We start from the raw sequence: 21,971 nt of genomic DNA on the forward strand, positions 1-21,971 counted from the left end.
ATGCTTTTCCAGCAGAGAATAGAGTTTATCGGTTATCCCCGGCATAACCTTAACCGGGCACAAACTTTAACCACTCTGTCGGGGAAGGCGCGTTGCTGGCTAGACCAGCAGCGCCTCAAGAAAGTCGGCCAGCGCTTTACGCGGGTCATCCTCTTCCGAGACGATCATCTCAATCCCCCACTGTCCAAGTACCTCTTTTGCCACTGGATTATTGCGGTTGGTAAACAGATACGATTTCGGACGCGCCGTCGCCAGCCCGGTGCGGCCCCACATTTTAGTCAGGCGGTAAAACAGCAGCCGGATATTAAAATCGCTGATGCTGTAGCCGACAAACAGCACCGAATTGCCCATCACGTCGTGGGTCAGTTTTATGTCGAGCGGCGAATCGAAATAGAGCCGTTCAAAGTAGCTGCTTTCATCGAGCACGATAGAGGTGTCATCATCGAAATCGCCGTGCAGCTTGATAATGTGGCGTTTATCTTCGGTCAGCGACACCAGATCGGCGGCGTTAGCCACTTTGTAATACGGGACGCCATGCGCATCGTGTGCCGCTTCCAGCCAGCGATCGTAATTGGTGGTATAGATGCGGGAAAAGTTGCCCTGGGTGATCATGGTGTGGATTTCTGAGGTCCGGACATCAATATCCGGGCGGTGCCATTCGCGATCCATCCAGCTGCGCAGCGGGCCGAGCGATCCTTTCTTCTGTTTGTAATATTCCGCCAGCGACAGATGGGTGCCATAGGTGTTAAAGATTTTTGGATCGTAACCCAGCTCATTGGCGAGATGGGCAATCAGCTCATGCCACTCCGGCAAACCAAGATTGCGTGAGATACCCGCGCCGGCAAACAGAATCAGCTTACCGGAATCATAAGCACGTTTAAGTTCAGGTTTCATGCGACTCCCCGAGCCGTTTTCAAAAAAGTGGCGAAGCGATCGAGCGCGATGCGCCGCATCGAAATCTCATTCTTGAGTTCACCCATTTCGGCAAATGTCTGATCGTAACCTTCCGGGATAAAGACACAATCCCATTGAAAGCCGCGTGTGCCGGCCGGTTCGGCGGCGATGGTACCGCGCAGTTCGCCGGAAAACTGATACATTTTGCGACCATCGCAGTAGCCCAGCACGGTTTTAGCCGTCACGGCCTGGCTATCGAGCCCCTGCACCAGGGCGGTAAAACGCTCGGCATCCAGCCGGTTCCAGAAGATGCGGGTCAACCCGGCTGGCAGGCCATTCAGGCCATCCAGATAGAGTCCGGTATGCTCAACGAACAGCGGTCGTCCAATCAGTGAAAAGGCCTTGGTCAGCTTATCGCGCACCAGATCGAGTTCGTTTTCAGTCTGAATTTCTTCGATACGACGGGAGATGGGCAATACTTCGACCCCGATAGGTTCGAGGATTTTGCGCACCTCCGCCAGCTTTTGCTCATTGGCAGAAAGGAATCTGATTTTCATGGGGCTTCCAGGTTAATTGCTCCGCCGCGCGCTGAATCGACAGGCGGGCAGGATAGAACACTAACGCTGGAGAGTGTAGCGCAATTCTGTGGTCCGTCGCCGTGATGGCCGTTCAGCCGGAGGAGAGAGGCAGGCAGAATAAACGGCGCCGAAGCGCCAGAGAAGGTTCAGTACTGAATGCCGGGGGGATTTACCGTGGAGTGCGCGATGGCTTCATCCTGTTCGCCCCAGCGCGTCAGAACCTGCTGATACTGACCGCCGCTGATGGTGCCATCAATGGCCGCCTGCAGTGCGGGTGCCAGACCGTTGCCCTTTTTGGTGGTGACCGCGACCCAGGCGCGAAACGGCCCGCTGCCAACCAGTTTTGTTTGTCCGCGTGACGCCGCCTTCCACGCTGCCATCGAGTGCGGCCCGAACATCGCATCGGCACGTCCCGACAGCAGGGAAAGCGTGGCCGAGGCGTCATCGGTCAGATAGATCGGCGTGACTGCTGGCAACCCTTTGGCCTGGTTTTGCCGATCCCAGCTCAGCAGGATTCGCTCCTGATTGGTGCCGGACGCCACGATGATGCGTTTACCGGCGATATCGGCGGGCGCATTGATCGCGCTGATTTTACTGTCACTTTTCACCGAGAAAGCGTGGTTATCGGCGCGATAGGTGGCGAAATCGAACTTCTTTTTGCGCTCTTCGGTCACGGCGATGTTAAACATCGCCACATCGTAGCGGCCTGCGGTGATCCCCAGCGGCCAGTCCTCCCACGATGCCGGCACCAGCTTCAGTTTTAATCCCAGACTGTCGGCCAGCAGCCGGGCAATATCGGGATCGCTGCCGATCCGCGAGACATTATCCGACGCCAGCAGTGACAGCGGCGGCGAGTTGGTGGCGGAAGTCGCCACCGTCAGGGTGCCTGGCTCAATAAAAGTAAAGTTTGCCGGAATTTTTGCGATCGCTGCCGGATTGGCGGGCGCATGAATCGGCGTTTCATTTTGCCGGGTGTCACGTTGTTCAGCGGCGGAAGTGGCCAGCGGCGACAGCAGCGACAGCAGCAGCAATGACAGAGGGCTCAGCTTCATCGTCACCCTCACAGCACGCGCGCCAGGAAGCGCCGGGTTCGCTCATGGCGCGGATTATTCAGTACCTGGCTGGTGCTGCCCTGCTCTACGATCCTGCCATCGACCATAAACACCACGTTATCCGCCACTTCACGTGCAAAGCCAATCTCGTGGGTAACGATCACCAGCGTGGTGCCGGAGCGCGCCAGTTTTTTGATCACGTCGAGCACCTCGCCGACCAGTTCCGGATCAAGCGCCGAAGTTGGTTCGTCAAACAGCATCACCCGTGGATTTAGCATCAGCGCCCGGGCAATGGCGATACGCTGTTGCTGGCCGCCTGACAGATGACGCGGCCAGGCGTCAGCTTTATGCCGCAGACCGACAATATCCAGCAGCTCACCGGCACGCTGAATCGCTGCCGCTTTGGTGAGCTGTCGATGGGCAATCGGCGCTTCAATCAGATTGTCCATCACGCTGAGGTGCGGGAACAGATTGAAATTCTGAAACACATAGCCGACGTTGATGCGCTGACGCAGAATCGCCTGCTCTTTCAGTTCGTAGAGCTTATCGCCGCGCTGCTGATAGCCGATGTAGTCGCCGTCAATCTGGATAAACCCTTCATCCACCCGCTCCAGATGATTGATGGTGCGCAACAGGGTCGACTTGCCGGAGCCGGAGGGGCCGAGGATCACCGTCACCGATCCCGGATCCAGTGACAGTGAAACCGCATCCAGCGCTTTGTGTTTGCCAAAACTTTTACTGACGCCGGTAATGCTGATGGCACCGGTGGTGTGTGATGTGCGGTAATCAATGGCTTCGGACATGGCTGATCTCCTCGGTTGGATTGAGAGGCGTGACGCGGTTGCGCCACTGCCGCCAGCGCGACGGCTGCGGTTCGCGGGTCACACTGCGGGCCAGCCAGCGTTCAACGCTGTGCTGAATCACCGACAGCACGGTGGTGATAATCAGATACCAGGCGGCGCCGACCATCAGCAGCGGGATCACTTCCTGGTTGCGGTTGTAGATCATCTGGATGGTGTAAAACAGTTCCGGCATCGCCAGCACGTACACCATCGCGGTGCCCTTCGCCAGGCTGATGATTTCGTTAAAGGCAGTGGGAATGATGGCGCGTAACGCCTGCGGCAGAATGATGCGGAAGGTGCGGCGGGTTGCCGACAGTCCCAGCGCGGAGGCCGCTTCGACCTGGCCGTGATCGACCCCCAGAATCCCGCCGCGAATGATCTCCGCGCTGTAGGCCGCCTGCACCAGCGTTAAGCCAATGACCGCTGCCGGAAACTGGCCCAGCACATTAATGGTCTGAAACGCGCCCCACGACAGAGTGGTAAACGGGATACCAATCGACAGGGTGTCGTAGAGATAAGAGAAGTTGTACAGAATGATCAGCACCACAATCAGCGGCAGCGAACGGAACAGCCAGATATAACCCCACGCCAGACTGCTCAGCAGCCACGAGGAGGAGAGGCGCGCCAGGGCCAGCAGCCCGCCAAATATCAGGCTGAACACCGTCCCCAGCAGCGTCAGCAACAGGGTCTGACCCAGACCATGCAGGATCACCGGATCGAAGAACCAGCGGGCAAATACGCCCCATTCCCAGCGCGGATTAAAGGCGACCGACTGGATCACGCCCGCCAGAATAAACAGGGCGACGATCGCCCCAACGGTACGGGCCGGATAACGCGCCGGCACCACCTGCAGATGTTGATGCTTGCTCATCGTCCCTCCTTAACTCGCCTGTGCGACGTCCTGCACGCCAATCACTTTTATAAAACGCAGCCGGCCATCGTGCGGCGGCTGACCATAGCGTTCCAGATCCCCGCTCAGATCAAACTGCGGCTGATAGCCATGGCCGGTGTAAAGCCGCACCGCCTCTGGCTGGCGGAAACCGGTGGTGAGAAACAGCCGCTGATACCCCGCCCGCAGCGCACGCCGCTCCAGCTCCTGTAACACCACCAGCGCCAGCCCCTGACGCCGCAGATCGCTGCGGGTCCAGATGCGTTTCAGTTCCGCCGTCTGCGGGTCATAAGGCTTATAGGCACCCATCGCGATGATCTCGCCGTCACGCTCCAGCACGATGAATAATCCCTGCGGCGGCAGATACCACTCGGTCAGCTCCTGCTCCTTTTGGCGGGCAAAATAGTCGCCGTAGCGGGCGGCATATTCGCCAAACAGGCCGGTCAGAATCGGTTGCAGTTCCGCCGCCTCGGGCGAAACTTCACGGAATATGGCTTCACTCATCGTCTGCTCCTTAATCGCCCAGTCCGGCCGGGTTAATTTCGGAACGATCGATCCGCTCCACCCCTTCGCCCCAGCGGTTCAGCACCTGCTGGTAGTCGCCGTTTTTCATTACGCCGTTCAGCGCGGTGCTGATCGGTTCAGCCAGGCCGCTGCCCTTTTTCACCGTCACTGCGATGTGGGCTGCTTTCGGCCAGCCACCATCGACGCTGCCGACCAGCCGGGTTTTGCCGTTAAGCGCCGCTTTCCATGCGCCAATTACGTTGGGGCCAAAATAGGCGTCGGCCCGTCCGGCCTGCAGTGCCAGCGTCTGGGCGGCATCATCTTTGGTATAAATCGGCGTAAACGGCTTCAGGCCTTTCGCCTGATTCTGTTTATCCCACGCCAGCAGGATCGCTTCCTGATTGGTGCCGGAACCGACGATGATGCGCAGTCCGGCAATATCCTCCGCTTTGGTCAGCGAGGTGATTGGGCTGTTGGTTTTGACGTAAAAGCCGAGTGAGTCTTTGCGATAGGTGGCGAAATCGAACTTCTCTTTACGTTCTTTGGTGACGGTGATGTTAGAGATCGCCGCATCATATTTGCCGGAGGCGACACCCAGCGGCCAGTCTTCCCATGAGGTCGGCACCACATTGAGCTTCAGGCCGAGGCTGTCGGCCACCAGACGGGCGATATCGACTTCGCTGCCGAGCAGGGTTTTGTTGTCATCGGAGAAGACCGTCAGCGGCGGAGAGTTCTGTGCCGCCACCGCCACGGTAAATGAACCTGGCACCGCAAAGCGATGACCGGCCGGCAACTGCGCCACCGCTTGTGGGTTCTTGCTACTGTGGATCGGCGTTTTATTGGCGTCGAGGCTGACCCGCTGGCCGTTGTACGCCACGCTGGTGCCGTCCGCCAGGGCGCTGCCGCTGGCTGCCAGAATAATCAGGGCGATGAGTCTTTTATTTTTTTGCATAGCACAGGCTCTTATTGTGAAGTGAACTGATTGACCGGCAGCGTCAGGTCAAAACTATCGCGCAGGGTGTTACCGGGATAGTCGCGACGGGTCAGGCCGCGCGCCTGCAAAATCGGCACTACGCGGTCAACAAACCGTTCGAAGGTATCCGGGGTGCCGCCGTTGATAATGAAGCCATCGGTGGCGTCGGTTTCGAACCAAAGCTGCAGACCGTCTGCCACCTCTTCCGGCGTACCGTGGAACAGGGGACGCGGCGTTGCCGCCTCCAGTGCTGCCTGACGCAGGGTGTGTCCCTGTTCACGCGCTTTACGTTTGATCTCATCGGTGGTGCTGCGGAAACTGTTCTGCCCGATGTCACCGATATCAGGAAAGGGCTGATCGAGCGGATACTGTGAGAAGTCGTGATGGTCGAAGAAGCGGCCAAGGTAGTTGAGTGCATCGTTAATCGACACCAGCGCGGCGGTAGTCTGGTACTGACGCTCCACGTCGTCGGCGTCGTCACCGACAATCACGCTCACGCCCTGGAAGATGTGGAGATCCTCTGGCTGACGGCCGTTCGCCACCAGCTGCTGTTTAACGTCACGGTAAAAGGCCTGCGCCTCTTCGCGGGTCGGCTGGTGGGTGAAGATGGCATCGGCATGGCGGGCGGCCAGCTTTTTGCCGTCCTCTGACGCCCCGGCCTGGAAGATAATCGGACGGCCCTGCGGCGTGCGCGAGATGTTAAGCGGGCCCTGAACCTGGAAGAAATCACCGTGATGATTCAGGGTATGCAGCTTAGCCGGATCGAAAAAGTGGCCGCTCTGCTTGTCGCGCACAAAGGCATCCTGCTCCCACGAATCCCACAGGCCTTTCACCACCTGCAGATACTCATCGGCGATGCGATAGCGTAAGGCGTGCTCCGGATGCTGCTGACGCGAGAAGTTTTTAGCCGAGCCTTCCAGCGGCGAAGTCACCACGTTCCAGCCGGCGCGGCCACCGCTGAGATGATCGAGGCTGGCAAACTGGCGCGCCACGGTAAAGGGTTCACTGTAGGAGGTTGAAACGGTGCCAACCAGCCCGAGATGCTCGGTGACGCCCGCCAGCGCCGACAGCAGCGTCAGCGGTTCAAAGCGGTTGAGAAAGTGCGGAATCGACTTTTCGTTGATGTATAAACCATCGGCGACAAACAGAAAGTCGAGCTTGCCCTGCTCCGCTTTGCGGGCGATCTTTCTGGCGTAATCAAAGCTGATGCTGGCATCGGCCTGGGCCGCCGGATGACGCCAGGCAGACATGTTCCCGGACGCGCCGTGCAGAATAGTACCCAGCCGAAGTTGTCTTGTGCTCATGATGCTCTCTCTTTTTTAGTCATAGCGCTGCCTGAACGGCGGTCGTCACGACAGCCGCAAGGGAATGTCAGCAGATAGTGAAATCAGGTCAGAATGGCTTCCCGACATCGCGCATTGAGCTGTTGCAGCGCCTGTTGGGCCAGTTGAGCGAAGTAGTCTGCCGCAGGGGCGATCAGGGCTTCATCCGGATTGAAACTGGCGTGGTGCAGGCCATAATCGCTGGCACTGCCGATACTGACGAACACGCCAGGCACCTGTTGCAGATAGAAGGCAAAGTCCTCACCCAGCAGATGCAGTCCGGCTGGCTGCACCCGGTACCCGAGCTGTTGCGCCACCTCACTGCTGAAGTGCGCCCAGTCATCATCATTGACCAGCACCGGCGGACCCGGATGCCAGCTCAGCGTCGCGTCTGCACCATTCGCCTGGGCAAAATTTTCCACCAGCGTGCGCACCCGCTGTTCCAGTTCGGCCCGCAGCTGGCGATCGTGGGTACGGGCGGTGCCGCCGAACTCGACGCCACCAGGCAGGACATTCCATGTTTTGCCGCCATCAATCCGGGTAATGCTCAGTACCAGACTGTCGAGCGCGCTGAAACTGCGGCTGGTGAGTCCCTGTAATGCCTGAATGATCTGGCTGGCGACCACGATACTGTCGACACCCTGTTCCGGGTGGGCAGCATGCGCGCCTTTGCCGGTCACGCGGATAATAAATTTGTCGGCGTTGGCGTAGAACGCGCCGCCGCGGGTGGCGAATGTGCCGACCGGCAGCGTCGGTTCATTGTGCATGCCAAAGATGGCCTGCACCTGATCCAGTACGCCAGCGTCAATAAACTGACGGGCGCCCCGTGCAATCTCTTCGGCGGGCTGAAACAGAATGCGCACCCGCCCCGCCAGTTGTGGCTCAATTGCCCGAAGCTGTACCGCCGCGCCTAACATCACGGCGCTGTGCAGATCGTGGCCGCAGGCATGCATGACGCCAGGATGACGGGAATGAAACCGTACGCCACTCGCCTCGTGAATCGGCAGTGCATCAATATCAGCACGCAGGGCGATCACCGTTTCACCCTGTCCAATTTCCGCCACCACGCCGGTTTCAAGCGGGTAATCAAGCAGCCGGATGCCGGCCTCCTGCAGCCAGTGGCGCAGCCGTGCCGTGGTCGCAAACTCCTGACCCGACAGCTCCGGCCAGGTGTGCAGCTCGCGCCGCCATTCAATCAGTTGTGATGCATTCGGCTTCATGATGATTCTCCGCTGAAGGGCGATCAGGCTGCGACCAGATGATGCGTTGCCAGCAGGGCCAGCGAATGGTGACGTGCAACCGGTTCGCTGATCGGCGTATCAATAATGAACTCATCGATACCAAAGTTATGGTGCAGCGCATCCAGCTGGGCATGAACCTGCGCGGCGGTGCCTTTCAGCAGCGACGGCGTACGCGGCTCAATCAGGTAATCACGATAACCCCCCTGGCGCACATACCGTTCGGCCTGTTCGAGGCTGGCAACATTGACGCCGGGACCATTTTTCACCGCTACGTGGTAGTGACGGAGGTTAGCCACCAGCAGATCGGCACCCGCGGGCGAATCGGCCACCACCACCTGCACGGCCACCAGCGCGCGCTGACCGTTGCTGAGGCGGGAATAGGTGCCGAGCACCTGCTCCAGCAACTGACGGTCACCGTTCAGATGCGCCGCGAACACCAGCTGCCAGCCGAGACTGGCGGCCAGTCGGGCGCTCTCTTCACTGGCACCCAGCAGAAAACGGTTCACCGGCCGTGACGGCAGCGGCGTCGCCTGCAAACGTTCATCGTCATCAGCGCCGCTGTGGCTGTCGGGTTTCAGCCAGCTATCCAGCAGCTGCAGCTGTTCGGCAAAGCTGCCCTTCTCTGACGGCTGTACACCCAGCTGAAGCGCACGGGTAGAAAGTGGTAATCCGCCTGGCGCCTTGCCGATACCTAAATCGATACGGCCCGGTGCCAGTGACGCCAGCAGATTGAAGTTTTCCGCCACCTTATAAGGACTGTAATGCTGGAGCATCACCCCGCCCGATCCCACGCGGATATGCCGGGTCTGGGCAATAATCCACGCGATCAACAGTTCCGGTGACGGGCTGGCCAGCTGCGCGGTGTTGTGGTGTTCCGCCAGCCAGAAGCGGTGATAGCCCCACTGTTCAGCCAACTGCGCCAGTTGCAGGGTGCGCTGCAATGCTGCGCCTGGCGATTCCCCCTCAACGACGGGCGCTTTGTCTAACAGACTTAATCGATATGCCATTCACCTGATCCTTATTATTCCGGTTGCTGGCCAGTGTGGAGCGAGGCTTATATTTGGTAAAACATCATATTGTTTTATCTATTTTTAGTTTATTCATATCAGTGCGAAAAGGGAAAGTGAATGGATAATAAATGATATTAAAAACAGCTACTTATGATTATTGATCAATTATTCAGATATTGATGAATCGGCTATTGCAGGCATAAAGCGAAATTATCGGCAATGGATTGCAGAAAAGTGTCTTAAGCAGTCAACAAGCGAACTTCAAATCACGGATCACTTTATCGCTAAATAAAACAGCGGTTAAAAAGGCTGCTGCCGTAAAGGCGGCGGGAATATCCCGTTGTTTTTTATTAACGCCCGCTATCGGCGTTGAGGTTTAACAGCGGTGTTGTTGTGCGGTGCAGAAGATTATTGGAGCGGGCGGGTGGATAAAGGCGGAACACGCCATCCTGTCCGGGCATTGATTTTTTTCAGATAAGCTTTGACCAATTCATTAGTTTATCTGCGTGTTGCGTCATTCGATGATGATTCCGTCTGCTGAGACAATTGATAACAAAGGAATTCATTATGAAGACGTTTTTTCACCGTGCGCCGCGTTCGCCGGCGCTGGTTTTGAGTTTACTCGCCGGGAGTTTTGCCTTTAATGCCGTGGCCGCACCGGTCAAAGGCGGCACGCTGATTTATCTGGAGCAGCAGGCACATACGAATCTCTATCCTCCTGCCGGCGGATTTTATCCGAATGGCGGTATTCTGAATCAGATCACCGACAAGTTAACCTGGCAGAACCCGGAAACCCTGCAGGTGGAACCCTGGATTGCCGAGAGCTGGACCACCAACGCCGATAAAACCCAGTACACCTTTAAACTCCGTCCCGGCGTCACCTTCTCCGATGGCACGCCGCTGGATGCCAATGCGGTGGCGAAAAACTTCGATACCTACGGGCTGGGTAACAAAGCCCTGCGCCTGCCGGTGTCTGAGGTGATCAATAATTACGATCACAGCGAAGTCATCGATCCGCTGACGGTGAAGTTCTATTTTAAACAGCCGTCTCCGGGGTTCCTGCAGGGCACTGCAACTATCGGCTCCGGGCTGGTTTCACTCAGCACGCTGGCACGCAGCTTCGATCAGCTGGGCGATGCCCGCCATATTATCGGCTCGGGACCCTTTGTGGTCAGCGATGAAAAGCTGGGGCGTGAAGTCGACCTGGTGGCGCGTAAGGATTACCGCTGGGGACCCGTAAACGGTCAGCAGCAGGGTCCGGCTAATCTGGACGGCATTAAAGTGCTGGTCACGCCGGAAGATAGCGTGCGCATTGGTGCGCTGCTGGCCGGTCAGGCCGATTTTATCCGCCAGGTTCAGGCCTATGATGAGAAACAGGCTAGCGAACAGAATTTCCCGATCTATGCCGCACCGACCCGTGGCGTCAACGATAGCCTGAGCTTCCGCCCGGATAATCCGCTGGTCAGCGATATCCGGGTTCGTCAGGCGTTATTGCACGCCACCAACGCGAAGCAGGTGGTGGATACGCTGTTCTCAGCCAACTATCCGCAGGCCACCTCGGTGGTAGCGAAAAGCGCGGCGGGTTACGTCAATCTGGCTGACAAACTGACGTTCGATCTGGCGAAAGCCAGGGCATTGCTGGATCAGGCAGGCTGGCAGCCGGGTGCCGACGGCATTCGTCAGAAAGCGGGTCAGCGGCTGGCGCTCACCGTGTATGAATCCTTACCCCAGCCGCAGAACAAAGAGGTGCTGCAACTGGTGGCGCAGCAGTGGCGTCAGGTGGGTGTCGCGCTGACGGTGAAGGCCGGTGATGCCGGCAGTAAAACGCTGGATAATCTCGATCCGCTTAAAACCCCGCTTAACGTCACCGAAGTTGGCCGTGCCGATCCTGACGTGATTAAGAGCAGCTTCTATCCGGCTAACCGCGACAACCTGCTGCAGAAAGGCGGCTCCAGCGACAAAGTCAAAAACTTCCGTGACGACCGGCTTAATCAGCTGCTGGTGGCGATCTCAGCCGAGGTCGATCCGGCCAAACGACTCCAGCTGACCGGTGATGTGCAGCGTTATCTGCTCGATCAGGCTTACGTCATTCCTATCTTCGAAGAGCCCCAGGTTTATGCCGGTGCACCCTGGCTGAAAGGGGTGAAGTTTGAAGCGGTAGGCCGTCCGGCGCTGTATGGCGCATGGCTGGAAAAACATTAAACCGGAGTTGATGATGCGCCACTACTTGTTGCATCGGGCAGGACTGGGACTGCTGGTCCTGTGGGCCGCTTTTACCCTGTCATTTTTCCTGTTGCAGGTGCTGCCGGGCGATGCGGTACTGATTAAGTTCCAGAATCCGGATCTCGGTCTCAGCCCGCAGCAGATTGCTGAGATGCGTCAGGCTTATGGCGCGGACAATCCGCTGTGGCAGCAATATCTGCATACGCTGGCCGCCATGCTGCACGGTGACTTTGGCTATTCGGTTCAGGCGGGCGTGCCGGTCAGCCAGCTGCTGGTCGCTAATCTGCCGGGTACCCTGCGTCTGGCGTTGTGCGGATTTTTACTGGCGACGCTGCTGGCGTTTGCGCTGGCGGCGCTCTCCCGCCATCCGGCGCTGCGCGGCCTGCGTAATCTGCTGCAATCGCTGCCGGCGCTGTTTATCTCGGTCCCGACCTTCTGGCTGGGGATCGCCTTAATACAGCTGTTCTCATTTCAGCTGCGCTGGATACCGGTGATCAATCCCTCGCCGTGGCAGGGACTGATTCTGCCGATTATCACCGTGGCGATCCCGATCTCCGCGCCGCTGGCGCAGATTCTGTTGCGCAGTATTGATGAGGTCTCAACCCGTCCGTTTGTGGCGGTAGTCAGAGCCAAAGGTGCCAGCGAAGGCTACGTGCTGTGGCGACACGTGCTGCGTAACGCCCTGCTGCCGGTGCTGACGGTGGCCGGTTTACTGCTGGGCGAACTGATCGCCGGTGCGCTGATTACCGAGACGGTGTTTGGTCTGGGCGGCCTTGGCCAGCTCACGCAGCAGGCGGTTAATAATCAGGACGTGGCGGTGCTGCAGGCGGTGGTGGTGATTTCAGCGATGGGCTTTGTGGTGATTAACCTGGTGGTGGATTTGCTGATGCCGCTGCTTGATCCGCGCTTACAACTGTTGAGAGGCACACCATGAGTCTGGTTGATTATGCCGCGGCGCGACGCCCGGCACGGGCGAAGAGAGGTGCAGTCAGCGTGCAGCCCGGCTTATGGCTGGCGGCGCTGGTGATGCTGCTGGCACTGCTGGCGGCGCTGTTTCCTGGCCTGTTTACAGACGCCAGCCCGGTTGAAGGCGTGGCCGGCGCCCAGCGTCTGGCGCCGCAGGCCGGTCACTGGCTGGGCACCGATCAGCTGGGACGCGACCTGTTTGCCCGCATCGTTTACGGCGCGTCACACTCGCTGTCAGCGGCATTTATTGCGGTGGCGATTGGGCTGGTTATCGGCACCGCGCTCGGCCTGATCGCCGGTGCGACAGGCGGCAAAACCGAATCGGTACTGATGCGGCTGGTCGATGTGCTGCTCTCAATTCCGGCGCTGTTACTCTCGCTGAGCCTGTTGATTCTGCTCGGTTTCGGCACGGTGAACGCGGCGCTGGCGGTGGGCACCGCCTCGATCGCCAGCTTCGCCCGGCTGGCGCGCGCTGAAGTGGTGCGCATCCGTCACAGTGACTATGTCGAAGCGGCCTATGGCAGCGGCGGCCGCTTTTTCACCGTGCTGTGGCGTCACATTCTGCCGAATGCGCTCAGCCCGGTCATCGCCTATGCCGCACTGCAGTTTGGGCAGGCCATTCTGGCGCTCTCAACCCTGAGTTTTCTTGGCTACGGCACGCCGCCGCCGATCCCGGAATGGGGATTACTGATCGCCGAAGGCCGTAATTATCTGGCCACCGCCTGGTGGCTGACCACTTTTCCTGGCGTGGTGGTGGTGGCTGTCGTGCTCGCCGCTAACCGTATCAGTCAGCAACTGTCAGGAGGCCAGCGATGAGCAGGCAACCGTTACTCGCTGTCGATCAACTTACCCTGAGTTATCGCAGCGGCAATCTGTGGCAACCGGTGGTGCACAATGTCAGTTTTACGCTTAACGCCGGTGAGATGGTGGCGCTGGTGGGTGAATCCGGATCGGGTAAAACCACCACGGCGCAGGCAATTATCGGGCTGATGGCGGATAACGGCCGCCGCGATCGCGGGGAAATCCGACTCAACGGCGTCGATATCAGTCAGTGGTCGCAGAAGCGTTTCGATTCGCTGCGCGGTGCGCAGATTAGTCTGGTGCCTCAGGACCCCGGCAATTCCCTTAATCCGGTGAAAACCATCGGTGAGCAGGTATCAGAAATTCTGCGCCTGCACCGGGCAAGTTCCACCGCCCAGCGTCAGCAGCGGGTGATTGAGTTGCTGACCCGCGTCGGGCTTAGCCATCCGGAACAGCGCGTTCACCAGTATCCACATCAGCTGTCGGGCGGGATGAAGCAGCGGGTATTGATCGCCATTGCGCTTGCCCTGCAACCGGCGTTGATTATCGCTGATGAGCCAACCAGCGCGCTGGATGTAACGGTGCAAAAGCGCATTCTTGACCTGCTGGATCAACTGCGGCGTGAGTCGGGAACCGCCGTGTTGTTTGTAACGCATGACCTGGCGCTGGCGGCCCAGCGGGCTGACCGCATTATGGTATTCCGCCACGGTGAAATTCAGGAATCCGCCCCGGCGGCCCGTCTGATCAGCGCGCCGGCACATCCCTATACCCGTCAGTTGCTGCAGGACGCCACCCCGCAACGGCGTACCCGCCCTCAGAGTCAGCGCGCGCATTTTTCCGCCCCGGCGATTCAGGTCACCGCTATCGCAAAGAGTTTTTCCCTTGGTAAACAACAGCGGTTACAGGCGCTGGATCAGGTCAGTTTTCAGGTGGCACGCGGCACCACGCATGCGCTGGTCGGGGAATCCGGATCGGGGAAAACCACGCTGGCGCGCATCGTCATGGGATTTGAAACGGCGGACAGCGGTACGGTGACGCTGGACGGCGATATTGTCAACGGACTGCGCGGTGAAGCACTGCGTCAGCTGCGACGCAAAATCCAGTTTGTTTATCAGAATCCGTTTGCCTCGCTCGATCCGCGTCAGACGCTGTTTGAGATCATTGAAGAGCCGTTACGTAACTTTGGGCGCCTGAGCCGCGAAGTGCGTCGGCAGCGGGTCGAAGCGGTGACCGACAGAGTGGCGCTGCCGCTGAGCCTGTTGTCGCGTCGGCCGCATCAGCTCTCCGGTGGCCAGCGTCAGCGGGTAGCGCTGGCGCGCGCGCTGATCGCCGAACCGCAGATACTGGTGCTGGATGAAGCGACCTCGGCGCTCGACGTCACGGTACAGGCGCAAATCCTCGACCTGTTGCAGCAGTTACAGGCGGATCTGGGGCTGACCTATCTGTTTATTACCCACGATTTAGCCACGGTGCGGCAGATTGCCGACAGCGTAACGGTGTTAAAAGCGGGACAGGTGGCAGAGCAAGGTGACGTTGTCACGCTATTTTCATCCCCACGCCATCCTTACACCCGTGAATTAATCGACGCCATTCCTCCTCTTATTCCATTGAACACGCTTCCCCTGAAGACTAAGGAGTCAGCATGACCCGTCGCCTCGGCTTTTTTACCCGCCTGCTGGATAAGGTGCCTGCGAAGCAGCGTTACCGGCTGGCAACTGAACAGATTCAGCACGCGGAGCGATGTGGTTTTGATAACGCCTGGGTGGCGCAGCACCATTTTCATCAGGATGAAGGCGGGCTGCCGTCACCGCTGCTGTTTCTGGCGCACGTTGCAGCGCTCACCCGCCATATCCGGCTCGGTACCGCCATTATCACCCTGCCGATGGAGAATGCGCTGCGGGTCGCCGAAGACGCTGCGGTGCTGGATCAGCTGGCGGATGGCCGGCTGGAAATCGGGCTGGGATCGGGCGGTGCGCCGTCGTCGTTTCACTCATTTGGTCAGCGTTTTGAAGCGCGAGGCGTGGCGTTTGCAGAGCATCTGCATACCCTGCTCAGCGCCTGGCGTGGCGATTCGCTCGGCCATCCTGATAACCATCTCTATCCGGCAGCGACACAACTGGCCGATCGCGTCTGGATCGCCACATTCTCCGTGGAAGGTGCGGTACGCGCGGCACAGGGCGGACACGGTCTGATGCTGTCCCGCACCCAGCCGCGCCCGGCCGACCAACCGGCGTTACCGCTTGATGCGCTGCAAAACCCACTGATTGATGCCTATCTGGCTGCGCTACCGGCGGGCGTGACGCCCCGCATTCTCGCCTCCCGCACCGCTTTTGTCGCGGACTCAACGGCGTATGCACGCCAGGTGGCCGAGCCGGGCATTCGCCAGCAGGCGCAACAGTATCGCGCGGGCGGACATCAATTGCGCGGCGAACGCTTCGACGATCTGCTGGCGCAGTTTGATGCCCACGTCGGGGATGTCGCGACGGTTCAGCGCTCGCTGGCACAGGACAGCACGCTATTGCGCGTCACCGATATCTCTTTTCAGGTGCACTCCGTTGAGCCGTCGCATGCTGACACGCTGCGCTCGATCGAACTGATTGCCGAACATCTTGCGCCAGCGCTTCGTGCGGCTGGCGAACCTCGCTAACAGGAGCACGTTATGACTCAAGCTGACGATCTGCTAAACGCACTGGCCGATATCGCCCCCGATTCTGACCTGGCACAAGCGCGCCAGGTCCGCCACGCCGCCACCCAGCATACCCAGGGCAGTTATGCGGTGCTGTTCGGCCAGCAGGAGGATGATTTTCCGCTGCCTGAACGGCTGGCATTGGCCGCGCAGCTGGCGGAGTGGCATGACCAGCCGGGCCTGCAGGCACACTATTTACACCTGCGATCGTCGCAGCCGGGCGGCGTCTCTGAGCGCGATCGGGCCGCCGAAGCGTTTGCCCGACGCCTGACCTTCGAACCGGTCAGCGCGGCACCGGCACACATTGCCGAATTGCAGCAGGCGGGCTGGAGCCCACGCGGCATTGTCACGCTGGCGCAGCTGGTGGCTTTTATCAGTTTCCAGAGCCGGTTGCTGGCCGGTCTGCGTGCATTACAGGGCGATGTGGCACAGGCTGACGCGCCGCCGGTGGTGGCTGGTCACTGGCACGATGCGCCGCACACCGCCAGCGGCAAGACGGCCGTTACCGCCTTTACCCAGCGTGAACTGGGCTGGGAACCCTGGCTGGCGGCGAAACCGCTGGCGGAGTTCAGTGCGGATGAACAGGCTACGCTGGCTAAATTTGGTCATAGCGACTCCGATTATTTCCGTCTGCTGGCGCGTAACCTGCCGCTGCTGGAACAGCGCACCCTGACCGATAAAGGCATTTTCTACACCGCGGGCGGTCTGCTACGTGCTGAACGGGAACTGGCGGCAACGGTAGTAAGTAAGGTTAACGGCTGTATCTATTGCGCGTCGGTCCATGCGCGCAAAGCCAGTCAGTTAGCGAAGCAGGATGATGCGATTCAGAAACTGCTGAACGTCGCGCCGGGTGCGGTGTTGTCCCACGGTCAAAGCCCGCGCTGGCAGGCACTGATCGCTTTCGCGGCGGCGCTATCGGTCACACCGGCGCGGCTGACGCAACAGCATATCGATGCGGTGCGTGATCAGGGGCTGGACACGCTTGCCCTGCTCGATCTGATCCAGTCCAGTGCCTTTTTTGCCTGGGCGAACCGCCTGATGCTGACGCTGGGTGAACCTTTTCTGCCGCAACAACAGGGATAACCATGACATCGTTTTCAACTGAACAACTGGTGCAGTGGCGTCGCGAATTGCATCAGCATCCGGAATTATCCAGTCACGAATTCGCTACCACCGAACGCATTACCCGCTGGCTGGAACAGGCGGGCATCCGCCTGCTGCCGCTGGGACTGAAAACCGGCGTGGTGGCGGAGATGGGCGACGGACCGGCGCTGATCGCACTGCGTGCCGATATCGATGCGCTGCCGATTGATGAAATTACTGACCGGCCGTGGCGCTCACAGCAACCGGGCGTGATGCACGCCTGCGGTCACGATCTGCATACGGCGGTGATGATGGGTGTTGCCCTGCAACTGAAACAGCGTGAAGCCACGCTGCCTGGCCGGGTGCGGATCCTGTTTCAGCCGGCGGAAGAGACCTTTACCGGCGCACGACAGCTGATCGATGCCGGTGCGCTGGAGGGCGTGCAGGCCATCTTTGGCCTGCACAATGCGCCTGATCTGCCGTTGGGAACGCTGCGGACCCGCCCGGGCGCGTTCTACGCTAACGTTGATCGCTTTGTCATCCGGGTTAAGGGCAAAGGCGCACACGCCGCGCGGCCGCAGGAAGGCATCGATTCTATTGTGATTGCCAGCCACATTGTGACCGCTTTGCAGACGCTGCCGAGCCGGGTATTCAGTTCGCTCGAGACGGTAGTGCTGAGCGTGACGCGCTTTACCGCCGGCAACACCTGGAATGTGCTGCCAGAAAGCGTCGAGCTGGAAGGCACGGTGCGAACCCATAACAGCGAGATTCGGGCGCAGATCCCGCAGCGGATTAGCGCATTAATTCAGGGCATCGCCGCCGGCTTTGGTGCCACCGCCGAACTGGAATGGACGGAAGGCCCACCGGCACTGATCAATACGCCAGCCTGGGTAGATGTGGCACTGGAACTGGCGCAGGAAACGGGCTATCTGGCCGAGCGCGCCGCCACCCCGCAGATGGGCGGCGAAGATTTTGCTTTCTATCTGCAACAGGTGCCTGGGGCATTTGTCAGTATCGGAAGCGCCAGCACGTATGGATTGCATCATGCGGGTTTCGATCCTGATGAAGCGCTGATCGAGCCTGCGGTGAATTACTTCACCCGCCTGGCGCCACGCGCGTTGCAGATTGTGGCGGCACAATGACCAAAAGAAGGAATCTGCTTATGTCTGTCCCTGTCCCACAACCGATTCTCGATCACGCTGTGATCAATGTCGCCGATCAGCTGGATGCGGCCAGCGCGCTGTTTCGTCGCCTCGGGTTCCAGCTGACCGAACGGGGTCATCACTCGCTGGGGTCCAGTAACCATCTGGCTGTTTTTGGCGAAAACTATCTGGAGTTATTAGGCTATGAGCCGGGCAAGGCCGCCCGCCGTGCCGATCTGTGGCAAGCGCCACTCGGGCTGAGCGGGCTGGTGTGGAAGAGCAGCGAAGCCGATAGTGAATATCAGCATCTGCAGCGGCAGGATCTGGATGGCGATCCCCCCGCCAGCTTTCACCGGCCGGTTACCCTGCCCGATGGCGCGGTGACTGAAGCGCGTTTTCGCACCGTGCGACTGCGTCCATCTTTAATCCCCAACGGACGCAGTTTTTTTTGTCAGCATCTGACGCCGGAAGCGGTGTGGCAACCGGTGTGGCAGGCGCATCCGAACGGTGTGCGCAATATCAGTGAGTTCGTGATTGTGGCGCAGGACCCGGCCCTGTCAGCGCAGGTCTACAGCCACCTGTTTGGCAGCGGAAAAATTATCGCCTGTCCGGAAGGCGCTTTTGTGTTACGCGCCGGTGCTGCCACGGTGCGTTTTGCCTCGGCAGACTATGCGCAGCAGCGCTTTGGGCCGCTGCCGGAAGATTATGATGGCAGTGCGCGGATGGTGGCGCTGGGCTTTGTTACCGACGATCTGACCAAAGTCAAAACCGCGCTGCTGGCCGGCGACGTCAGCTTCGAACAACAGTCGGAGGCGATTCTGGTTGAATCGGGACAGGGTTTTCATCTGGCCTTACGCTTTACCTGAGGGCGGCAGCCAGCGGAACATCGCAAAAAAAACGCCTCTGCTGAGGCGTTTTATCGTTGATGAACCGCGATGATCAGAAGGTGTAGCTGGCGGTAACCGAGACGTTGCGCGGCTCGCCATAAACCACCGAGCTGGCGACGTTAGTGTCGTACTCTTTATCGAACAGGTTATTCAGATTGCCCTGCAGCGTCAGGTTTTTACTGACCTGATAGCGGGCAAACAGGTCAACCAGCGCATAGCTCCCCTGACGGGCGCGCCAGGTGCCGTTGCCTTCCGGTGCACCGACGTCGTTCCAGACGTGGGTCTGCCAGTTTACTCCGCCGCCCAGCGTCAGCTGTTGCAGCGCAGGCAGGCGATAACTGGTGAACAGGTTGAAGCTGGTCTGCGGCAGTTGCGGATTAAAGGTGCTGCCGTCGCGGTTTTCCGCAATGTAACGCGTGCCGCCGAAAGTCATCTGCCAGTAATCGGTCAGTGCGCCGTTGACTTCAAACTCTACGCCGCGGCTGACCACGCCTTTACGGCCAATGTAGGCCACATCACCCGAGCCTTTTACCGTCTGGGTCGTGGCTTCGCCGACGTTATCCAGTTCGGTACGGAACACCGACAGTGAGGTGGTAAAACGGCTGTTCATCCAGTCAGATTTCAGGCCCGCTTCGTAGTTTTTACCGATCACCGGGGCCAGATACGCGCCATTGACGTCGCGATAATCCTGCGGCTGGAACACCGAGGTGTAGCTGGCATAAGCGGACCAGTTTTCAGCGAAATCAAAGATCAGCCCGCCGTAAGGCGTGGTGTTATTCTTCTCCATCTCACCGGTCGGGGTTTCGCGATTCCAGTTGGTGTGACGGGCACCAACGATCAAATGCAATGGATCGGCGAGAGAGAGGCGGGTCGCCATGTAGGTTGATTTCTGGCGAACCAGTTGGGTATCGCTGGCAGGCAAACGTGGCGTCCAGTCGGATTCCGGATACTGACCGTTGAAATCATTAAAATTACCCAGCGATTCGGAAGAGATGTTTTCGAAGGTGCTGAAGTATTTGTTGTCCTGACGGCTGTAGTTCACGCCGACCATCAGTTCATGCTGGCGGCCAAACAGTTCATAGGGACCGCTGGCGAAGGCATCAACCGCATCCACCTTACGTTTGCCGGTGTTGTAGCCGGTGCCGCCGACCACCGGATAATTGGCGTAGGAGGAGTATCCGACGCCGGTATTCTTATCAAAGAATCCATCCAGATAGAGCTGTTTACTGTCAAGTCGCATCTCGTTGTGCGCGCCGTTCAGCGTGATGTTCCAGCCGTTATCAAAGTCCTGTTTCAGATTCACAAACAGTTTACGGTTCTCTTTATCGTTGTAGGCCCAGTCCGGCGCGGTGTTGTAGCCGCGACGGCTGTGAATCTGACTGCCGTCGGTATACCAGCGTGGCGCACCGCCCCACATGGTGGAGTCTGTATTCACCTGGCTGAACTCATAGCCGACCGATAGCGTGGCCGAATCGGTCAGATCGGCATCAACCACGCCATAGACAAACTGCTTTTTCGCACCGTAGCGCTCAATGAAACTGTTGTTATCCTGCCAGCCGGCAATCAGTCGGCCACGCACGTTGCCCGAATCGCTCAGCGGCGCAGAGAGATCGGCCACGTAACGCTGCTTGTTCCAGCTGCCGTAACTGGCGGAGACGGTGCCGCCGAATTCTTTGCTGTCGGCGTGCTTACGCACCATGTTGATCGCAGCGGAGGGGTTGCCTGGCCCGGTCAGCAGGCCGGTTGCGCCGCGCACCACTTCTACCCGTTGGTACAGCGCCATGTCGGTCTGGGCGTCACCCAGGTTCCAGCGGGCGGCGAATGCGGTCGGGATGCCGTCAACCATGTAGTTGTCGATCATGAAGCCGCGCGAATAGTAGTTGGTGCGGTCCATGTCACCACTGATCCCGCGAATGCCGGTGGTGTTAGAGAGCACATCATTCAGCGACTGAAGTTGCTGATCTTCCATTCGTTGCTTGCTGACAATGCTGACCGACTGCGGCACATCACGCACCGTACCGAGCATTTTTGTGCCCGCGCGGGTCACCGGAACGCTGTAATCGCTAGCCGGAGACGACGCTTCCACGCCCTCTGCCGGTGCTGATGCGCTGACGGTCATGGTCTGGTTATCGCTGGCGGCCGGCGGAGACGTTTCTGCGGCACTGGCGACATTATGCGCCAGCAAGGTGGCAATCATGGCGGCAAGCAGAGAGTAGCGCAGCGGGCGCTGCCGGGCTGACACGCCCGTTTCCCTGGCGTGCTGAACATCAAAAGACATCGTTTATTCCTCAAATTATTATGATTTTTATGCTGCCACTGTTCACGACCATGCTTCCTGCTGGCATCTCTGCCCTACTGATGGTTTGAGGAATCAAAACCCTTCCCTGAGCGCCTGGGCGCGGGTGTGATGTTTATTTAAAACAAATGAGAAATATACGCATTGCGATTATCATTGCAAGAATTTGTTAGCAAATGATGCGAATTTATTCAGGACTTGGTGAGTGTCGGCGAGTAACGCTGGCTGGATCAGAGATCGGTGGTATTGGCTGATGATGGGTGTGTAAATTATCCGTCGGGGTTGGTAACAGAAACATTCATTATCAAACCGGAGCGAAAACCCGTCGCCAATAACTTTTCATTTAACTGAAGTTGTCTGTTTGAATGACAGAATCCCCGCCATTACATTTAGCTTTAACCGCCATGAGTTTGGCTTTAAATGGGACTTTATTTATGCGCCTGAATAAAAATATGCGCGCCCTGTCAGCTATTATTATCGTTTGCAGGGTGATGCTGCCAACTTACTGATTTAGTGTATGATGGTGTTTTTGAGGTGCTCCAGTGGCTTCTGTTTCTATCAGCTGTCCCTCCTGTTCAGCTA

General features: G+C 58.7%; 19 protein-coding genes. 8 read left to right on the top strand and 11 right to left on the bottom strand.

What is annotated here, in order from left to right:
- Nucleotides 1-99: 99 nt before the first annotated feature.
- From ABIB18_RS21905 to ABIB18_RS21950, 10 genes are all read right to left on the bottom strand, one after another.
- Entirely contained in the window at nt 100-894 is a 795-nt protein-coding gene (locus tag ABIB18_RS21905; protein WP_031377692.1) for an SIR2 family protein, read from the bottom strand.
- Complete coding sequence (locus tag ABIB18_RS21910; protein WP_031377693.1) at nt 891-1,451, bottom strand: non-canonical purine NTP pyrophosphatase; 561 nt, start codon at nt 1,449-1,451, stop codon at nt 891-893. Before ABIB18_RS21910 ends, ABIB18_RS21905 begins: the two co-directional genes overlap by 4 nt.
- A gap of 167 nt (nt 1,452-1,618) precedes the next feature.
- Nucleotides 1,619-2,524, bottom strand: a complete 906-nt coding sequence (locus tag ABIB18_RS21915) for an ABC transporter substrate-binding protein (protein WP_089561799.1) — start codon at nt 2,522-2,524, stop codon at nt 1,619-1,621.
- Between the two features lie 8 nt (nt 2,525-2,532).
- The gene (locus ABIB18_RS21920; protein ID WP_354475717.1) at nt 2,533-3,327 is read right to left on the bottom strand and encodes an amino acid ABC transporter ATP-binding protein; all 795 of its coding nucleotides are present in this window, start codon (nt 3,325-3,327) and stop codon (nt 2,533-2,535) included.
- Nucleotides 3,311-4,237, bottom strand: coding sequence for an amino acid ABC transporter permease (locus ABIB18_RS21925; RefSeq protein WP_069729315.1), 927 nt, complete (start codon nt 4,235-4,237; stop codon nt 3,311-3,313). Before ABIB18_RS21925 ends, ABIB18_RS21920 begins: the two co-directional genes overlap by 17 nt.
- Before the next feature lie 9 nt (nt 4,238-4,246).
- Nucleotides 4,247-4,759: a GNAT family N-acetyltransferase gene (locus tag ABIB18_RS21930; RefSeq protein ID WP_031377697.1), complete on the bottom strand. Its 513-nt coding sequence runs from the start codon at nt 4,757-4,759 to the stop codon at nt 4,247-4,249.
- 10 nt (nt 4,760-4,769) lie between these two features.
- Entirely contained in the window at nt 4,770-5,711 is a 942-nt protein-coding gene (locus tag ABIB18_RS21935) for an ABC transporter substrate-binding protein (protein ID WP_031377698.1), read from the bottom strand.
- A gap of 11 nt (nt 5,712-5,722) precedes the next feature.
- Nucleotides 5,723-7,036 carry an LLM class flavin-dependent oxidoreductase gene (locus tag ABIB18_RS21940; RefSeq protein WP_354475720.1) on the bottom strand — a complete coding sequence of 438 codons (1,314 nt, stop codon included), beginning with the start codon at nt 7,034-7,036 and terminating at the stop codon, nt 5,723-5,725.
- A gap of 83 nt (nt 7,037-7,119) precedes the next feature.
- Nucleotides 7,120-8,274 (bottom strand): amidohydrolase, encoded by a 1,155-nt coding sequence (locus ABIB18_RS21945; protein ID WP_354475722.1) that lies wholly within the window; start codon nt 8,272-8,274, stop codon nt 7,120-7,122.
- A gap of 23 nt (nt 8,275-8,297) precedes the next feature.
- Nucleotides 8,298-9,302 (bottom strand): MsnO8 family LLM class oxidoreductase, encoded by a 1,005-nt coding sequence (locus tag ABIB18_RS21950; protein WP_069729311.1) that lies wholly within the window; start codon nt 9,300-9,302, stop codon nt 8,298-8,300.
- Nucleotides 9,303-9,872: 570 nt separating this feature from the next.
- Between ABIB18_RS21950 and ABIB18_RS21955 the strand changes: the two genes are divergently transcribed.
- From ABIB18_RS21955 to ABIB18_RS21990, 8 genes are read left to right on the top strand one after another with little or no spacing between them, the layout of a single operon-like run.
- Nucleotides 9,873-11,507, top strand: a complete 1,635-nt coding sequence (locus tag ABIB18_RS21955) for a TIGR04028 family ABC transporter substrate-binding protein (RefSeq protein WP_159224086.1) — start codon at nt 9,873-9,875, stop codon at nt 11,505-11,507.
- Between the two features lie 13 nt (nt 11,508-11,520).
- Entirely contained in the window at nt 11,521-12,462 is a 942-nt protein-coding gene (locus tag ABIB18_RS21960; RefSeq protein ID WP_354475733.1) for an ABC transporter permease, read from the top strand.
- Nucleotides 12,459-13,310: an ABC transporter permease gene (locus ABIB18_RS21965; RefSeq protein WP_089561802.1), complete on the top strand. Its 852-nt coding sequence runs from the start codon at nt 12,459-12,461 to the stop codon at nt 13,308-13,310. The genes ABIB18_RS21960 and ABIB18_RS21965 overlap by 4 nt, the downstream gene beginning before the upstream one ends.
- Nucleotides 13,307-14,941 carry a dipeptide ABC transporter ATP-binding protein gene (locus tag ABIB18_RS21970; RefSeq protein WP_089561803.1) on the top strand — a complete coding sequence of 545 codons (1,635 nt, stop codon included), beginning with the start codon at nt 13,307-13,309 and terminating at the stop codon, nt 14,939-14,941. Before ABIB18_RS21965 ends, ABIB18_RS21970 begins: the two co-directional genes overlap by 4 nt.
- Complete coding sequence (locus tag ABIB18_RS21975; protein ID WP_354475725.1) at nt 14,938-15,942, top strand: putative FMN-dependent luciferase-like monooxygenase; 1,005 nt, start codon at nt 14,938-14,940, stop codon at nt 15,940-15,942. Before ABIB18_RS21970 ends, ABIB18_RS21975 begins: the two co-directional genes overlap by 4 nt.
- Nucleotides 15,943-15,954: 12 nt before the next feature.
- Complete coding sequence (locus ABIB18_RS21980) at nt 15,955-17,064, top strand: alkylhydroperoxidase domain protein (protein ID WP_354475727.1); 1,110 nt, start codon at nt 15,955-15,957, stop codon at nt 17,062-17,064.
- 2 nt (nt 17,065-17,066) lie between these two features.
- Complete coding sequence (locus tag ABIB18_RS21985) at nt 17,067-18,206, top strand: amidohydrolase (RefSeq protein ID WP_089561805.1); 1,140 nt, start codon at nt 17,067-17,069, stop codon at nt 18,204-18,206.
- 20 nt (nt 18,207-18,226) lie between these two features.
- Nucleotides 18,227-19,072: a VOC family protein gene (locus tag ABIB18_RS21990; protein WP_354475729.1), complete on the top strand. Its 846-nt coding sequence runs from the start codon at nt 18,227-18,229 to the stop codon at nt 19,070-19,072.
- Nucleotides 19,073-19,145: 73 nt separating this feature from the next.
- Here the strand turns inward: ABIB18_RS21990 and fhuE are convergent, their stop codons facing one another.
- Nucleotides 19,146-21,371: a ferric-rhodotorulic acid/ferric-coprogen receptor FhuE gene (gene fhuE / locus ABIB18_RS21995; RefSeq protein WP_354475731.1), complete on the bottom strand. Its 2,226-nt coding sequence runs from the start codon at nt 21,369-21,371 to the stop codon at nt 19,146-19,148.
- Nucleotides 21,372-21,971: the final 600 nt, after the last annotated feature.

The organism is Pantoea sp. UYEF8, from assembly GCF_040546285.1.
GTDB classification, from domain to species: domain Bacteria; phylum Pseudomonadota; class Gammaproteobacteria; order Enterobacterales; family Enterobacteriaceae; genus Pantoea; species Pantoea brenneri.

Coding starts and splice junctions, on each gene's coding strand:
- ABIB18_RS21905 (WP_031377692.1), bottom strand. CDS start 894: ATGAAACCTGAACTTAAACGTGCTTATGATTCCGGTAAGCTGATTCTG.
- ABIB18_RS21910 (WP_031377693.1), bottom strand. CDS start 1,451: ATGAAAATCAGATTCCTTTCTGCCAATGAGCAAAAGCTGGCGGAGGTG.
- ABIB18_RS21915 (WP_089561799.1), bottom strand. CDS start 2,524: ATGAAGCTGAGCCCTCTGTCATTGCTGCTGCTGTCGCTGCTGTCGCCG.
- ABIB18_RS21920 (WP_354475717.1), bottom strand. CDS start 3,327: ATGTCCGAAGCCATTGATTACCGCACATCACACACCACCGGTGCCATC.
- ABIB18_RS21925 (WP_069729315.1), bottom strand. CDS start 4,237: ATGAGCAAGCATCAACATCTGCAGGTGGTGCCGGCGCGTTATCCGGCC.
- ABIB18_RS21930 (WP_031377697.1), bottom strand. CDS start 4,759: ATGAGTGAAGCCATATTCCGTGAAGTTTCGCCCGAGGCGGCGGAACTG.
- ABIB18_RS21935 (WP_031377698.1), bottom strand. CDS start 5,711: ATGCAAAAAAATAAAAGACTCATCGCCCTGATTATTCTGGCAGCCAGC.
- ABIB18_RS21940 (WP_354475720.1), bottom strand. CDS start 7,036: ATGAGCACAAGACAACTTCGGCTGGGTACTATTCTGCACGGCGCGTCC.
- ABIB18_RS21945 (WP_354475722.1), bottom strand. CDS start 8,274: ATGAAGCCGAATGCATCACAACTGATTGAATGGCGGCGCGAGCTGCAC.
- ABIB18_RS21950 (WP_069729311.1), bottom strand. CDS start 9,302: ATGGCATATCGATTAAGTCTGTTAGACAAAGCGCCCGTCGTTGAGGGG.
- ABIB18_RS21955 (WP_159224086.1), top strand. CDS start 9,873: ATGAAGACGTTTTTTCACCGTGCGCCGCGTTCGCCGGCGCTGGTTTTG.
- ABIB18_RS21960 (WP_354475733.1), top strand. CDS start 11,521: ATGCGCCACTACTTGTTGCATCGGGCAGGACTGGGACTGCTGGTCCTG.
- ABIB18_RS21965 (WP_089561802.1), top strand. CDS start 12,459: ATGAGTCTGGTTGATTATGCCGCGGCGCGACGCCCGGCACGGGCGAAG.
- ABIB18_RS21970 (WP_089561803.1), top strand. CDS start 13,307: ATGAGCAGGCAACCGTTACTCGCTGTCGATCAACTTACCCTGAGTTAT.
- ABIB18_RS21975 (WP_354475725.1), top strand. CDS start 14,938: ATGACCCGTCGCCTCGGCTTTTTTACCCGCCTGCTGGATAAGGTGCCT.
- ABIB18_RS21980 (WP_354475727.1), top strand. CDS start 15,955: ATGACTCAAGCTGACGATCTGCTAAACGCACTGGCCGATATCGCCCCC.
- ABIB18_RS21985 (WP_089561805.1), top strand. CDS start 17,067: ATGACATCGTTTTCAACTGAACAACTGGTGCAGTGGCGTCGCGAATTG.
- ABIB18_RS21990 (WP_354475729.1), top strand. CDS start 18,227: ATGTCTGTCCCTGTCCCACAACCGATTCTCGATCACGCTGTGATCAAT.
- fhuE (WP_354475731.1), bottom strand. CDS start 21,371: ATGTCTTTTGATGTTCAGCACGCCAGGGAAACGGGCGTGTCAGCCCGG.